This is a genomic window from Pantoea sp. SGAir0418 (assembly GCF_043529865.1).
Genome location: NZ_CP027911.1, coordinates 55,174 through 70,852 on the forward strand (window position 1 = coordinate 55,174; position 15,679 = coordinate 70,852).

Sequence of the window (15,679 nt, forward strand, 5' to 3'; positions counted from 1 at the left end):
CTGAGGAACCCACCATGCCGCAGCCCGTCTATTTTCTTGTCCTGCCGGGCGTCATGGCGCTCGACCTCACCGGGCCGGCAGAGACGCTGCAGCTGGCGGGCGGACATTTTGCGCTGCACTACATCGGCCCGCAGGCGAGCGTCACCTGCTCGACCGGCATGACCATTGCTGATATTGCACCGCTGCCCGCCACGCTACCCGATAACAGTCTGCTGATTGTGCCCGGCGTGTTCGATTCCCGCATCTGGTTCGATACCGGGGCTGCCGGGCAGGCGCGCGACTGGCTGCGCCAGCAACGCAGCGCGATTCATACGCGGCGCATTACCCTCGTGTGTATTTGCTCCGGCGCGCTGCTCTCCGCGCAGGCTGGTCTGCTGGATGGCGTACAGTGCACCACGCACCATGATGTGTTGCCGCGCCTGAAAGCCGCCGCGCCGGCTGCGCTGGTGAAAGACAACCGTGTGTTTGTGGAAGATGCCGGCATCTGGACCAGCGCGGGGATTACTGCGGGTATCGATCTGGCGCTGCACCTGATCAACCGTCTGTGCGGCGCGCGGCAGGCGCTGACGGTGGCGCGGGAGATGGTGGTGTGGTTCCGCCGCTCGGGTGACGATCCGCAACTGTCGCCATGGCTGCGTTATCGTAATCATCTGCATCCGGCGATTCATCGCGCGCAGGACGCGATGATTGCACATCCGGAACATGACTGGTCGCTGGGCGCGCTGGCCGAACGTGCCCACGTCAGCGAGCGCCATCTGACGCGCCTGTTTCGCCAGCATCTGGGTATCAGCGTGCGGGAATATCACGAGCAGCTGCGGCTGGTGATTGCGCGCCAGCGCCAGCAGCAGGGGGAAGCGGCGGAAAAAGCGGCGCTGGCCGCCGGCTTCTCCTCGGCACGCCAGCTGCGCCGCGCCCGGCAGCGCTGGGACGATCAGCTCACCAGATGATGCTTGTCCACGCGTTTCAGCAACATCGCCAGCAGCAGGCTGCCCAGCAGGGTTACGCCAAAGACCCACGGCAGATCCAGCCACGGCCGCGACATATCGTCGTAATGATGGGTGCGCAGATAGTGAATGAATAGCGCATGGAAACCATAAATCGGCAGCGAATAGCGTGAAATGGTTGCCAGCAGCGGCAGCGGCCGGTGGTTCAGCACATTTTTAAACAGCACCAGCAGGCTTATCGCCGCGATAAACACCAGAGGGCCACAGTAAAGATACCAGGTGTCATTAAACGCGCCGTTAATCTTCAGCATCTGTCTGGTGCCAAGCGCGATACCGATGACGCAGGCGATAAAACTCAGCCCGGCCAGCCAGCTGATGCCGCGCCTGTCGGTATCCATCACGCCAATCGCCCGTCCAAGCAGCGCATACAGCAGGTAGTAAATCGAGTCGCCGCTGACATACAGATTGACAGGCAGCCAGTGGAACGGCCCCAGCGACTGGCTGACGGTGTTCGGATTGGCGATCACCGCGAGGATCAGCACCAGTAGCGCCACATAGCGCGGCGGCACGTTTTTCACCTGAATCAGCGGAGACAGCAGGTAGATGCCGATAATGGCGAAGAAGAACCACAGATGGTAGAACACCGGCTTCTGCAACAGCTTGAGCAGTGAGCGGCCTTCGCTGATTGGCGTCAGCCAGGTGATGTAGGTCAGCGCGACGGCACTGTAGAACAGCAGACACAGCACAATGCGCAGCAGATGACGGCCCTGCGCGCTGCGTTCGCCAAAGAACAGATAACCGGAAATCATGAAGAACAGCGGCACGCAGACGCGCGAAGCCGAGTTAAGCAGATTGGCGACGTCCCAGCTGGGGCCGGTGACTGCCATCGGTCCGGTGATGTACCAGGTGGTGGTGTGAATGACGATCACCATCAGACAGGCGACCGCGCGTAAGTTATCAATCCAGCAGATTTTTTGCGACATGGCTTCCTCGTGCGTACTCCGTGCGAAGAAGGGTAGCCAGTGCACAGCGGGCCAACAACCCCGCAGCCTGGTTTTCGGAGCTCTCTGTTAACCGCCGCACAACCGCACCCGCCTGCGCCAGGATTTCCGGCTGCACAATGCGCGGTCAAAGGGTATACTGTCGCACTCTTTTTAAATCCACCCGTATCGCGTGCGAATTCAACATGCAAAAGTTTGATACCAAGACCTTTCAGGGCCTGATCCTGACCTTGCAGGATTACTGGGCGCGTCAGGGCTGCACCATTGTCCAACCGCTGGACATGGAAGTGGGCGCTGGCACTTCTCACCCTATGACTTGCCTGCGTGCTCTCGGGCCAGAGCCGATGGCGAGCGCCTACGTGCAGCCATCGCGTCGTCCCACCGATGGCCGCTACGGTGAAAACCCGAACCGTTTACAGCACTACTACCAGTTCCAGGTGGTGATTAAGCCGAACCCGGACAACCTTCAGGAGCTGTACCTCGGATCGCTGAAAGAGCTCGGTATTGACCCTGGCGTGCATGACATTCGCTTCGTCGAAGATAACTGGGAAAACCCAACGCTGGGCGCCTGGGGACTCGGCTGGGAAGTGTGGCTGAACGGCATGGAAGTCACGCAGTTCACCTACTTCCAGCAGGTCGGCGGCCTGGAGTGTAAGCCGGTGACCGGCGAGATCACCTACGGTCTGGAGCGTCTGGCGATGTACATCCAGGGCGTGGACAGCGTGTACGATCTCACCTGGAGCGACGGCGCGTTCGGCAAAACCACCTACGGTGACGTGTTCCACCAGAACGAAGTGGAACAGTCGACCTACAACTTTGAGTACGCCGACGTCGATTTCCTGTTCAGCTGCTTCGAGCAGTATGAAAAAGAGGCACAGCAGCTGCTGGCGCTGGAAAAACCGCTGCCGCTGCCGGCCTATGAGCGCATTCTCAAAGCCGCGCACAGCTTCAACCTGCTTGATGCGCGCAAAGCGATCTCGGTAACCGAGCGCCAGCGTTATATCCTGCGTATTCGCACCCTGACGAAAGCCGTGGCGGAAGCCTATTATGCCTCCCGCGAGGCGCTCGGCTTCCCTATGTGCAACCGTAATAAGTAAGAGGCAGCCATGACCGATAAAACTTTCCTGGTGGAAATTGGCACCGAAGAGTTGCCTCCGAAAGCCCTGCGCAGCCTGGCAGAAGCCTTTGCTGCGCACTTTACCGCTGAGCTCGACAGCGCCGGTCTGGCGCATGGCGACGTCAGCTGGTTTGCGGCACCGCGTCGTCTGGCGCTTAAGGTGGCACAGCTGGCGGCCGCGCAGCCCGATCGCGAAGTAGAAAAGCGCGGCCCGGCCGTCGCTGCGGCGTTTGATGCCGAAGGCAAGCCGACTAAAGCGGCAGAAGGCTGGGCACGTGGCAACGGCATCACCGTAGAGCAGGCTGAGCGTATCAGCACTGACAAAGGCGAGTGGCTGGTGCATCGTGCTGCGGTAAAAGGCGAAAGCGCGCAGGCGCTGCTGCCGGCGATGGTCGCGACCGCGCTAAGCAAGCTGCCGATTCCAAAACTGATGCGCTGGGGCGCCAGCGACGTGCAGTTCGTGCGTCCGGTGCACACCGTGACGCTGCTGCTGGGTGATGAGCTGATTCCGGCCACCATCCTCGGTATTCAGTCCGATCGCGTTATTCGCGGGCATCGCTTCATGGGCGAGCCGGAGTTGACGCTGGACAACGCCGATCAGTATCCGCAGCTGCTGCAGGAGCGCGGTAAAGTGATCGCCGATTACGCCACGCGTAAAGCCAAAATCAAAGCCGATGCCGAAGCTGCCGCGCAGCAGCTGGGTGGTAAAGCCGACCTGAGCGACAGCCTGCTGGAAGAGGTGGCTTCGCTGGTGGAGTGGCCGGTGGTGCTGACGGCGAAGTTTGAAGAGAAGTTCCTCGCGGTACCGGCTGAAGCGCTGGTGTACACCATGAAAGGGGATCAGAAATACTTCCCGGTGTACGCCGAAGACGGCCAGCTGCTGCCCAACTTCATCTTTGTCACCAACATTGAATCGCGCGATCCGCAGCAGATCATTGCCGGTAATGAAAAAGTGGTGCGTCCGCGTCTGGCCGATGCCGAGTTCTTCTTCAACACCGACCGCAAAAAACGTCTGGAAGATAACCTGCCGCGTCTGGAAACCGTGCTGTTCCAGAAAGAGCTGGGTACGCTGCGTGACAAAACCGACCGTATTCAGGCGCTGGCCGGCTGGATTGCCGCGCAGATTGGCGCTGATGTCAATCACGCCACGCGCGCTGGCCTGCTGTCGAAGTGCGACCTGATGACCAATATGGTGTTCGAGTTCACCGACACCCAGGGTGTGATGGGCATGCACTACGCGCGCCACGATGGTGAAGCGGAAGATGTGGCAGTTGCACTTAACGAGCAGTACCAGCCGCGTTTCGCCGGTGACGATCTGCCGTCCAGCCCGGTGGCCTGCGCCGTGGCGATTGCCGATAAAATGGATACCCTGGCCGGTATCTTCGGCATCGGACAGCATCCGAAAGGCGATAAAGACCCGTTTGCGCTGCGTCGTGCCGCGCTGGGCGTGCTGCGTATCATCGTTGAGAAGAACCTGCCGCTCGATCTGCAAACCCTGACGGAAGAAGCGGTGCGCCTGTACGGCAGCAAGCTGAGCAACGCCAACGTGGTTGATGATGTCATCGACTTCATGCTGGGCCGTTTCCGCGCCTGGTATCAGGAAGAGGGCCACAGCGTTGACACCATTCAGGCGGTGCTGGCGCGTCGTCCAACCCGTCCGGCCGATTTCGATGCACGTATGAAGGCGGTTTCGCACTTCCGTACGCTGGAAGCGGCTTCGGCGCTGGCGGCGGCTAACAAGCGCGTGTCGAATATCCTGGCGAAAGCCACCGAAACCCTGAACGACAGCGTGCAGGCGTCCCTGCTGAAAGAGAACGCTGAAATTCAGCTGGCGACCTTTGTCACCGCGCTGGGCGACAAGCTGCAGCCGTACTTTGCGGAAGGCCGCTATCAGGATGCCCTGGTGGAGCTGGCGCAGCTGCGCGAAGCGGTGGATAACTTCTTCGACAACGTCATGGTGAATGCCGATGACGAAGCGGTGCGTATCAATCGCCTGACGCTGCTGGCGCAACTGCGCGAGCTGTTCCTGCAGGTGGCGGACATTTCGCTGCTGCAGTAAGCGATGGGCAGAAGTGAACCGAAGGGACGAGCAATCGTCCCTTTTTTTGTTTCAGGCGGCAGAAGAGGTGAACAGGCGCGCGTCGCGCAGCAGGTGATCGTTACCGCGACGGCGGGTAAAGCCGCTGCGGTCAAAGAATTCCAGAATCTGCACCGCGACTTTGCGGCCGGTACCCAGCTGGTTGCGGAAGTCGGCGGCGCTGGTGCTGCCTCCGGCGGCCGCACGCTGACGAATCAGATCGGCGAAGATCTGGATCTGCGCGCTGCGGTAGTAGCGATCGCGCACGATCGCTGTGATATGGCCGAGACGCGCCGCGGTGAGCAACAAACCACGAATCTGCTCTTCATCCTGCTGCAGCGTATCGGCAATGTCGCGCACCCACAGCGGCTGGTCGCTGAACAGCGGCTCGACCTGCTGCCACAGCGTGGCTTCCTGCGGATTAAAGCGCGGCGCGAAGTCGGGCAGGTGCAGCCAGCCCTGTTTCTGCCGCAACTCGCCTTGTGCCAGCATCTGGTCGATTAATCCCGGCACCAGCGGTGCCGGCGCATGCGGCAGCGCCACACGGCGCAGGCGATCGTGGCCGATGCCCGGCAGCTCCGGATGCTGCTGGTGGAAGGCGCTCAGCGCTTCCCGTAAACGCTGCTGCCAGGCGCTGGCCATGGTGTCGCTCATCAGGCTGGTCCCCAGCCGCACCGGATTCAGCGGCAGCAGCAGCGCGTCCAGCGCCGACGCAGTGAGCTGGCGCGCCCAGCCGAGCTCGTCATACGCGGCCGGTTGATACGCCAGATGCGCCTGCAGGCTGGCGCTGTCATCCCGCGCCGCGGCCAGCTGTTGCAGCCACTGCAGGTAGTCCGGCTGGCGTTTACCGCGCTTTTTGCTGTCGCACAGCAGTACGCGTCCGCCGCCCAGCGTGTGCTGCGCATTGCTGTCGCGAATAATTATCCGATCGTTTTCCGCCAGCCACAGCGGCTGGCTGAGCACCAGTTCAGCCACATCGTCCGTGAGCTGCGTTAAGCGGCCGGTGACGTGGCTGGCCGCGTGATGCAGATGCACCGGCTGTGAGGCCGTTTTCAGCGGCTGCAGCAGGCGCAGTGCGACGATCAGCCGCTGCGTGCCGGCGGGACGCGGCTGTGCCAGCAGCCAGTCGCCGCGCGTAATCTGTGCTTTCTCTACGTCACCGACGATATTCAGCGCGATGCGCTCGCCCGCCTGCGCGCGCGTCACTGGCTGGTTCTGCGCATGCAGCGCCCGCACGCGCAGCGGCAGGTTCAGGCTGCTGAGCCACAGCGTGTCGCCCACCCTGACTTCACCGCTCAGCGCGGTGCCGGTGACTACCAGCCCGGTGCCTTTCAGCGTGAAAGCGCGGTCGATGGCGAGCCGGAAACGGCGGCCAGGCTCAAACGCCGGTGCGTTCAGGCTGTTGAGGTGCTGGCGCAGCGTTTCAATGCCCTGCTGCGTATGGCTGCTGGTAACAAACTGCGCTGCCGCTGGCCAGCCGAGCTGCTGCGTGAGCTGCGCGACCTGCTGCTGCACCTCCGCGATGCGTGCGGCATCGACGCGGTCGGCTTTGGTCAGCGCCACGCTCAGCGGCGGCTGTCCGGCGAGGCTCAGCAGCTGTAAATGCTCACGGGTCTGCGGCATCACGCCATCGTCACAGGCCACCACCAGCAGCGCATGATGAATGCCGCCGATGCCGGCCAGCATGTTGGCGAGAAATTTTTCATGGCCAGGCACATCAATGAAGCCCAGCGTGCGGCCATCGGGCTGCGGCCAGTAGGCATAACCGAGATCGATGGTCATGCCGCGCCGTTTCTCTTCCGGCAGGCGATCGGCATCAACACCGGTCAGGGCCTGCAACAGCGCGGTTTTACCGTGATCGACATGTCCGGCCGTGGCAATAATCATGGTACTAAGGTCCGTATCAGGGCGGCTTCGTCATCAAGGCAGCGTAAATCCAGCCACAGTTTGCCCTCCTGCAGGCGGCCGATCACCGGGCGTGCCAGCTGGCGCCAGCGCTGCGCCAGGGCGTTGAGCTGGCTGCCGTGACCGTCGCGTGGCGTGAAGGTGATAGCAAAGCTGGGCAGACGTTCGACCGGCAGCGAACCGCTGCCAATTTGCGAGGAACAGGCAGCGATCGCCAGCGAAAAATCGGCGCTGAAGGCGTGCTCCAGCGCCGGCATCAGACGTTCAGCCTGTTGCAGAATATCGTGCGCGCTGCGCGTCAGCAGGCGCAGTGTCGGCAGCGCCTCGTGCAGGGTTTCCGGCTGACGGTAGAGCTGCAGCGTCGCTTCCAGCGCCGCCAGCGTCATTTTATCGACGCGCAGTGCGCGCTTCAGCGGATGCTGTTGCAGCTGGTCAATCAGCGCTTTTTTGCCGACGATAATCCCGGCCTGCGGGCCACCCAGCAGTTTGTCACCGGAGAAACTCACCAGGCTCACGCCGGCCGCAATCAGCTGCTGCGGCATCGGTTCAGGCGGCAACCCGTACGCCGTCATATCCACCAGCGAACCGCTGCCGAGATCGCTGATCACCGGCAGGCCGTGCGCGTCGCCTAACTGCACCAGCTCGGCTTCAGACACGGCATGGGTAAAGCCCTGAATCTGGTAATTACTGGTGTGTACCTTCATCAGCAGGCCGCTATCCCCGGCGATGGCGCCGCGATAATCCTTCAGATGGGTGCGATTGGTGGTGCCAACCTCCACCAATCGGCAGCCCGCCTGGCGCATCACGTCAGGGATACGGAATGCGCCGCCGATCTCCACCAGTTCGCCGCGCGACATAATCACGTCGCGACCCGCTGCCAGGCTGGCCAGCATCAGCAGTACCGCAGCGGCGTTGTTATTGACGATACAGGCAGCTTCGGCGCCGGTTAGCTCGCACAGCAGTGCGCTGACTGCGCGATCGCGATGACCGCGCGCCGCGTCGTCCAGCGCATACTCCAGCGTTACCGGCTGGCGCAGACAGGCGCTGACCGCCGCGATGGCGCGATCGCTGAGCTGCGCGCGCCCCAGATTGGTGTGCAGCACGGTGCCGGTCAGGTTAAACACCGGGCGCAGCGCGCTTTGCTGCTGCTGCTGTGCGCGGCGCAGCGCTTCATCCGGCCAGCTGGCGTGCCAGTGCGGTAACGATTGATGTTGCTGAATGTGGTCGCGCGCCTCCTGCTGCATGCCGCGCAGCTGGCGCGTGATAAAGGCGGTACCGGATTGTGCCAGCAGCGGCTGCAGCGCCGGATCGCGCAGCAGGCTGTCGATGGCAGGGAGCTGACTGTAGAGGGCTTTCATCACATCACTTAGTGGGTGGGCGGAACCGTACGGGCAAAGCTTTCCCGCTCGAACAGCGTTTCTGCCAGTTTAACCAGCGCCGGGCGATTGACGCACCAGTTGGGCAGCACGCGGCGAAAATTGAGATAGCCCAGGGTGCAGCCGGTGGCGATATCGGCGAGGTTGAGCGTGCCGCTGTTGAGCAACTCGCCCTGCGCGGCGGCGGTTTCCAGTGCGTCGAGGCCGCGTGCAATTTTCTCGCGATTACGCAGCAGTACCTCTTCCGACTGCCGATCGCCGGGACGCATCTGCTCGCGCACGATCATCACCGCTGCATCATTGATGCCGTCGGCCAGCTTCTCCAGCTGGCGGATTTGCAGGGCGCGCAGTGCGTCGTCGGGCAGCAGGGCAGGCGCATCGCCACGCAGTTCAATCACCTGAGCAATGATCGAGGAGTCAAACCAGGTCAGCTGCTGGTCATCAATGAAGGCCGGCACTTTACCCAGCGGATTGTACTGCGGGACGTGGCTGTCAGGCTCCCACGGAGAGTGGTTGACGAATTCAAACACCAGGCCCTTTTCCAGCAGGATCACTGAGATTTTGCGCACAAACGGGCTGGTATAGCTGCCAATCAGTTTCATCAGATGTCTCCGTTGCGATAAATGCCAGGCTCCACATTGTAGCGGCGCGATTTATCGCGCAGGGTTTGATGGTGCAAAACCGCGCGATAAATCGCGCCGCTACAAATCGCAGAATGAGTAAATTTACTGCATCAATCCCCGGGAAACATAAACGGATTCAGGCTGCTGCGCGCGAATCCTTCCTGCTCCATGCGGGCATCCAGCACCAGCGAGGCGAGATCGTCGGCCACCGGTTCCAGCGCCGGATCTTTCTCCTGGTATAGCATCTTCAGGTAGGTACCGCAGTCGCCGCAGCTTTCGGCTTTCACGGCAGCCTGCTCGCTGTCCAGCGACCAGTAATGCAGATCGCGCGTTTGCTCGCAGTTCGAGCACTTGCTGCGCACCACGTACCACTCGCTTTCGCACAGATTACAATGCAGATAGCGCAGACCCTGCTGGCCAACGTCCATGTGCACCACGCTGGCGACCGGCACGCTGGCGCACACCGGGCAGAACTGACGGTGCTCGCCATATTCGGCCCGCGCTTTGCCGGGGATCATTGACGCCATCTGCGCCCAGTAAATTGACAGCGCCGCCCAGATGAACGGGGCTTTATCACTGCTGACCTGGGCGAATTCGCCTTCCAGCAGCGCGCTGGCAAGGGTTTCCAGCTCGGTTGACGAGGCCTTCTCCAGATTCTCCAGCACCGCCAGCGCCTGGCCGCTCATCTCTGGTTTCAGCTCGGCGATCAGCGAATGCAGCAGCCGCTGCCAGTGCACGTCGCGCGGATAAGTGTGGATATCCAGCGGCGGTTTGCCCTGCTGCGCGCTCTCGGCCAGCCGCTGATGCAGATCGATCTGCAGCGGATGGTCATACAGCACGATTTCCTGGGCCTGCGCGATCACCGCGGCAAAACGCAGGTAGTCGCCCAGCGGATTTTTCGCCGCCAGATCACGCAACCGCGCCGCACGGCGGCTGTAGAGATTTTTCAGCCGGGGGAAAAGTAACGGCGGAACTTGCTCCGCCGTGTTCTTTTCGCTCTTCTCCAGCTGCTCCTGCGGGATGATGCGAATACTCATCAGGGACGTTTTTCCTGTTGTGTTTGGCGTTGGCGCTGCTCGCGATACCAGCGTGGGTGATGTTTCTTCGCCCACGCGGCCGGTACCCAGCCCTCAACCATGGCGGTAATGGTGCCTTTCACCCACAGGGCGGCATAAATATGCACCATAATCGTCATGATCAGTGCCACAGCCGAGACCGAATGCACCACCAGCGCGGCGCGAATCAGCGGAATGGTGAAGTACCCGGCGAACCAGGGGCGCCAGATAACAATTCCGCTCACCAGCAGCAAGACTAAGCTGATGATAGCAGCCCAGAACACACACTTCTGCCCGAAGTTGTATTTGCCGGTATCGCCCACCTCTTCGTTACGCACAATTTTGCGGATATTTTTCGCCCATACCAGATCTTCGCGCTGGATAAGATTGTGCTTCCAGTAGCGTAAGAACATGATAATAAAGGCTGCAAACATCACCACGCCGACGAACGGGTGCAGGATACGCGCCAGCTGCGGCGTGCCGAGCACGTGCATCAGCCAGTTAAACGACGGGAAAAAGAAACCCAGTCCGCTGAGCGCGGCAAACACAAAACAGAACGCGACAATCCAGTGATTGATGCGTTCCGGCGCGCTGTAGCGCACCAGACGATCGCGCTTTTTCATCATTCGCGCTCCTCTTTTTCATGCAGGTTTTCGTCGTCGTCCTCTTCCACCCGGTTCGGACCGACACCAACGTAGTGGAACACCGCGGCGGCGAAGGTGGCGGCAAAGCCGATAGCAGCCAGCGGTTTCCAGACGCCTTTCCAGAAGGTGACCGCCGGGCTGATGCTCGGGTTGGCCGGCAGGCCGTGATACAGCTGCGGTTTGTCGGCGTGGTGCAGCACGTACATGACGTGGGTGCCGCCGACGCCAGCCGGATCGTACAGCCCGGCGTTAGCATAGCCGCGCGTATTCAGTTCGGCGACGCGATCGGCAGCCAGCTGCTGCATGTCGCTTTTGCTACCGAAATGAATCGCCCCGGTCGGACAGGTTTTCACGCACGCCGGTTCCTGACCGACGTTAACGCGATCGACGCATAACGTGCATTTATACACGCGGTTGTCGTCTTTATTCAGCCGCGGCACGTCAAACGGACAGCCGGCAATGCAGTAGCCGCAGCCAATGCATTGCTCCGATTGAAAGTCGACGATCCCGTTCGCGTACTGAATAATCGCGCCTTCCGACGGGCAGGCTTTCAGACAGCCGGGATCGGCACAGTGCATGCAGCCATCCTTGCGGATCAGCCACTCCAGCTTGCCGTTCTCCTCGACTTCCGAGAAACGCATCACCGTCCAGGATTTGGCGGTCAAATCCGCCGGGTTGTCATACACCCCGACGTTATGACCGACCTCGTCGCGAATGTCGTTCCACTCTGAACACGCGACCTGACACGCCTTACAGCCGATGCAGGTGGTGACGTCGATCAGTTTCGCCACTTCCTGCTGATGGTCACGCGCCTGCGGGGCAGGCGTGAAACCATTGGTGGCGGAGCGGCGGATAATGTCTTGCGATTGATAAGCCATCTTCGTTCTCCGTTACACCTTCTCGACGTTAACCAGGAACGCCTTAAACTCCGGCGTTTGCGTGTTGGCGTCACCGACAAACGGCGTCAGGGTATTGGCGATAAAGCCTTTTTTCGCCACGCCCTGATAGCCCCAGTGAATCGGGATGCCAATGGTATCGACAGTTTTGCCATCGACGTTGAGCGGTCGCAGACGCTTGGTGACCACCGCTTTGGCTTTGATATAGCCGCGGTTGGAACTCACCTTCACCGTATCGCCCTGGGCGATGCCGAGCTTGTTCGCCAGCTTCTCGCCAATCTCCACAAACTGTTCCGGCTGCGCGATGGCGTTAAGCAACGCGTGTTTGGTCCAGTAGTGGAAATGCTCGGTCAGACGATATGTGGTGCCGACATACGGGAACTGCTCCGCTTTGCCCATCGCCGCCAGATCGTCTTTGAACACGCGCGCGGCCGGGTTGGAGACCACGTCAGGATGCAGCGGATTGGTGCCGAGCGGCGTTTCAAACGGCTCGTAGTGCTCCGGGAACGGTCCTTCTGCCATTTTGTCGATGGCGAACAGGCGGCCCATGCCTTCCGGCTGCATGATAAACGGCCCGACGTTACTGCCCGGCGCGGCCGTGCTGTAGTCCGGAATATCCATACCGCCCCACTTGCTGCCATCCCATTTGAGGATCTGGCGTTTCGGATCCCACGGGTTGCCCTGCGGGTCAGCGGAGGCGCGGTTATACAGGATGCGGCGGTTCAGCGGCCACGCCCAGCTCCAGTTCAGCGTATTACCCAGCCCGCTCGGATCGGTGTTATCGCGGCGCGCCATCTGGTTACCGTCCGGTGTCCAGCTACCGGCGAAAATCCAGCAGCCGCTGCTGGTGCTGCCGTCATCTTTCAGATGGGCAAAGGTGCTGAGCTGCTGGCCTTTCTTCACCAGCAGCGTGCCTTTGTCATCGTAAATATCCGCCAGCGCTTTGCCGTTGCTCTCCATCGCCACCTCTTCCGAGGCCGGATTGTCGGGCGTCAGGTAGTTCCAGGTCATGTTCAGCACCGGCTCTGGCTGCGCGCCACCTTCGCGTGCGTACATCTCACGCAGGCGCAGATAGATACCGGAGAGAATCTCGCCGTCGTTGAGCGCTTCGCCCGGCGCATCCTGACCTTTCCAGTGCCACTGCAGCCAGCGGCCGGAGTTAACAATGGAGCCGTTCTCCTCGGCAAAGCAGGTCGACGGCAGACGGAACACTTCGGTCTGAATCTGCGCCGGATCGACATCGTTAAACTCGCCGTGGTTTTGCCAGAAGGTCGAGGTTTCGGTGTTGAGCGGGTCGATGGTGACAAGGAACTTCAGCTTCGACAGCGAATCGATCACTTTGCGCTTGTTCGGGAACGACGCCACCGGGTTAAAGCCCTGGCACAGATAGCCGTTAACCTTGCCCTGCGACATCATCTCGAAGTACTGCAGCACGTCGTAGCCTTTGTCCCACTTCGGCAGCCAGTCAAAGCCCCAGCTGTTCTCCGCCTGTGCTTTGTCGCCAAAGAAGGCTTTCATCATGCTGACGAAGAATTTCGGGTAGTTGCCCCAGTAATTCACCTGGCCCGGCAGCGTCGGCTTCGGCGTGTTCGCCGCCAGATAGCTGGTGAGATCGGTCTGTTTTTCCGACGGCAGCGTCATATAGCCCGGCAGGCTTTGCGACAGCAGGCCGAGATCGGTCAGACCCTGAATATTGGAGTGTCCGCGCAGCGCATTGACGCCACCGCCGGCCATCCCCATATTGCCCAGCAGCAGCTGAATCATCGCCATGGTGCGAATGTTCTGCGCCCCGACCGAGTGCTGTGTCCAGCCCAGTGCATACAGGAACGAGGTGGTGCGGTCGCGCGCGCTGGTTTCACCAATCAGCTCACAGACGTGCAGGAAATCCGCTTTTGGCGTGCCGCAGATGCGCTCAACCATTTCCGGCGTATAACGGCTGACGTGCTGCTTCAGCAGATTCCAGACGCAGCGCGGATGACTCAGGCTGTCATCGCGTTTGGCAAAGCCGTCGTCGCCCAGCTCGTAGTTCCAGCTGGTTTTGTCATATTTGCGATTGGCTTCGTCGTAGCCGCTAAACAGGCCATCGTCGAAATGGTAATCCTCCCGCACGATCAGGCTGGCATTGGTGTACGCCTGCACATATTCATGCTGGATTTTGTCATTCTGCAGCAGCCACAGCAGCACACCCGACAGGAAGGCAATGTCGGTGCCGGGGCGGATAGGCGTGTAAAAGTCTGCCACCGATGCCGTGCGCGTGAAGCGCGGATCGATAACAATCAGTTTGGCTTTGTTGTGAATTTTGGCTTCCATCGCCCAGCGGAAACCGACCGGATGCGCCTCAGCAGCGTTTCCGCCCATCACCACAACCAGATTGGCATTACGGATGTCGACCCAGTGGTTGGTCATCGCACCGCGACCAAATGTTGGAGCAAGACTTGCTACCGTTGGTCCGTGTCAGACGCGTGCCTGGTTGTCGACCGCCAGCATACCGAGCGATCGGGTAAATTTTTGCGTTAAGTAGCCGGTTTCGTTGCTGGAGGCCGAAGCGCACAGCATGCCGGTGGAGAGCCAGCGGTTTACCGTCACGCCGGCGGCGTTCTGCGCGATAAAGTTGGCGTCGCGATCGGCTTTCATCAACTGCGCGATGCGCGTAAAGGCGTCATCCCAGCTGATGCGCTGCCATTTGTCGGAGCCTGGCGCACGGTATTCCGGATATTTCAGACGGCTGTCGCTGTGGACAAAATCAAGCAGGCCCGCGCCTTTAGGACAGAGCGCGCCGCGGCTCACCGGATGGTCCGGATCCCCTTCGATGTGGAAAATGGTCTCTTTGGCGTTTTTCGCGCCATCGCCGAGGCTGTACATTAACAGGCCACAGCCGACTGAGCAGTAAGTGCAGGTATTACGGGTTTCGCGGGCACGCAGCAACTTATACTGCCGTGTTTCCGCCAGCGCGGCTTCCGGCGTAAAGCCGAGCAGTGCTGCCGTGGTTCCTGCCATACCGCCAGCGCAGATCTTGAAGAATTTTCTTCGGCTGACGTTCATGGGTAATCCTTGAGTCGACATTGCTGTAATAATTTTTTTGCGCTGGATGGAGCCGGGGTTCAGAATGGCTCCACGCAGGATTGCGTCAAAAGCGACCTGATATTACCACTACTTTAATGTGGTTGTTATGCGAGACGAGAGAAGTGAAAGCGAAACAGCAAAAAAGTAACCAGAATGTGAATGAGATCGCAGGACTGAGCCAGACCACCGTATGGCAGCGCCACTCGATTACCGAAGCGGAAAGCGACTGGCTGGCGCAGGAAGTGCCGGTGGCGCTGGTCTACAACGGCATTTCACACGTGGTGATGATGGCGACGCCGGATAATCTGCAGGCTTTTGCGCTCGGTTTTTCGCTCTCCGAAGGCATTATTGAGCAACCCGGCGAGATCTATGGCATGGATGTGGTGCCGGGCTGCAATGGGTTCGAAGTGCAGATCGAACTCTCCAGCCGGCGTTTTATGGCGCTGAAGGCGCAGCGTCGCGCCATGGCGGGCCGCACCGGTTGCGGCGTATGCGGGGTGGAGCAGCTGGATCAAATCGGCAAGCCGGTGCAGCCGCTGCCGTTTACGCAGACCTTCGATCTGGCCTGCCTTGATAACGGGCTGGCACAGCTGCGCGATTTCCAGCCCATCGGCAATCTGACCGGCTGTACGCACGCCGCCGCGTGGATATCGCCGCAGGGCGAACTGCAGGGCGGCTGCGAAGACGTGGGTCGCCACGTGGCGCTGGATAAGCTGCTGGGTCAGCGCAGCCAGCAGCACTGGCAGCAGGGCGCGGTGCTGGTTTCCAGCCGCGCCAGCTATGAGATGGTGCAAAAATCTGCCATGTGCGGCGTAGAGATCCTGTTTGCCGTCTCGGCCGCCACCCAGCTGGCCGTTGAAGTGGCCGAGCGCTGTAACCTGACGCTGGTCGGTTTTTCTAAACCGGGACGCGCCACGGTGTACAGCCATCCGCAGCGTCTGATCAACGGTTGATGTGCGATACATGCCGGGAATCTCA

Annotated in this window: 12 protein-coding genes; 4 read left to right on the forward strand and 8 right to left on the reverse strand. The window is 60.7% G+C overall.

What is annotated here, in order from left to right; translation table 11 throughout:
• The first annotated feature begins 14 nt into the window (after positions 1-14).
• Positions 15-947, forward strand: coding sequence for a GlxA family transcriptional regulator (locus C1N84_RS00265; protein ID WP_141496809.1), 933 nt, complete (start codon positions 15-17; stop codon positions 945-947).
• Here the strand turns inward: C1N84_RS00265 and C1N84_RS00270 are convergent.
• Positions 932-1,927, reverse strand: coding sequence for an acyltransferase (locus C1N84_RS00270; RefSeq protein ID WP_264441849.1), 996 nt, complete (start codon positions 1,925-1,927; stop codon positions 932-934). The genes C1N84_RS00265 and C1N84_RS00270 overlap by 16 nt on opposite strands.
• Positions 1,928-2,130: 203 nt before the next feature.
• Here C1N84_RS00270 and glyQ point away from each other — a divergent pair, with 203 nt between their 5' ends.
• Positions 2,131-3,042 (forward strand): glycine--tRNA ligase subunit alpha, encoded by a 912-nt coding sequence (gene glyQ / locus C1N84_RS00275; protein ID WP_021506863.1) that lies wholly within the window; start codon positions 2,131-2,133, stop codon positions 3,040-3,042.
• Positions 3,043-3,051: 9 nt separating this feature from the next.
• Positions 3,052-5,121, forward strand: coding sequence for a glycine--tRNA ligase subunit beta (glyS, locus tag C1N84_RS00280; protein ID WP_264441850.1), 2,070 nt, complete (start codon positions 3,052-3,054; stop codon positions 5,119-5,121).
• Positions 5,122-5,172: 51 nt separating this feature from the next.
• Here glyS and selB read toward each other — a convergent pair whose 3' ends face one another.
• The 7 genes from selB to fdnG all read right to left on the reverse strand — a co-directional run bounded on the left by selB (position 5,173) and on the right by fdnG (position 14,680).
• Entirely contained in the window at positions 5,173-7,026 is a 1,854-nt protein-coding gene (gene selB / locus C1N84_RS00285; RefSeq protein ID WP_264441851.1) for a selenocysteine-specific translation elongation factor, read from the reverse strand.
• Positions 7,023-8,402: an L-seryl-tRNA(Sec) selenium transferase gene (selA, locus tag C1N84_RS00290; RefSeq protein WP_104189538.1), complete on the reverse strand. Its 1,380-nt coding sequence runs from the start codon at positions 8,400-8,402 to the stop codon at positions 7,023-7,025. The genes selB and selA overlap by 4 nt, the downstream gene beginning before the upstream one ends.
• 8 nt (positions 8,403-8,410) lie before the next feature.
• Complete coding sequence (locus C1N84_RS00295; RefSeq protein ID WP_021506859.1) at positions 8,411-9,022, reverse strand: glutathione S-transferase; 612 nt, start codon at positions 9,020-9,022, stop codon at positions 8,411-8,413.
• A 131-nt stretch (positions 9,023-9,153) separates the two neighbouring features.
• Complete coding sequence (gene fdhE, locus C1N84_RS00300; RefSeq protein ID WP_264441852.1) at positions 9,154-10,080, reverse strand: formate dehydrogenase accessory protein FdhE; 927 nt, start codon at positions 10,078-10,080, stop codon at positions 9,154-9,156.
• Positions 10,080-10,721 carry a formate dehydrogenase cytochrome b556 subunit gene (gene fdoI, locus C1N84_RS00305; RefSeq protein WP_136546271.1) on the reverse strand — a complete coding sequence of 214 codons (642 nt, stop codon included), beginning with the start codon at positions 10,719-10,721 and terminating at the stop codon, positions 10,080-10,082. The genes fdhE and fdoI overlap by 1 nt, the downstream gene beginning before the upstream one ends.
• Positions 10,721-11,620 carry a formate dehydrogenase subunit beta gene (gene fdxH, locus C1N84_RS00310; RefSeq protein WP_021506856.1) on the reverse strand — a complete coding sequence of 300 codons (900 nt, stop codon included), beginning with the start codon at positions 11,618-11,620 and terminating at the stop codon, positions 10,721-10,723. The genes fdoI and fdxH overlap by 1 nt, the downstream gene beginning before the upstream one ends.
• A 12-nt stretch (positions 11,621-11,632) precedes the next feature.
• Positions 11,633-14,680: a formate dehydrogenase-N subunit alpha gene (gene fdnG / locus C1N84_RS00315; protein WP_081049407.1), complete on the reverse strand. Its 3,048-nt coding sequence runs from the start codon at positions 14,678-14,680 to the stop codon at positions 11,633-11,635.
• A 143-nt stretch (positions 14,681-14,823) separates the two neighbouring features.
• Between fdnG and fdhD the strand changes: the two genes are divergently transcribed.
• Positions 14,824-15,654: a formate dehydrogenase accessory sulfurtransferase FdhD gene (fdhD, locus tag C1N84_RS00320; protein WP_264441853.1), complete on the forward strand. Its 831-nt coding sequence runs from the start codon at positions 14,824-14,826 to the stop codon at positions 15,652-15,654.
• Positions 15,655-15,679: the final 25 nt, after the last annotated feature.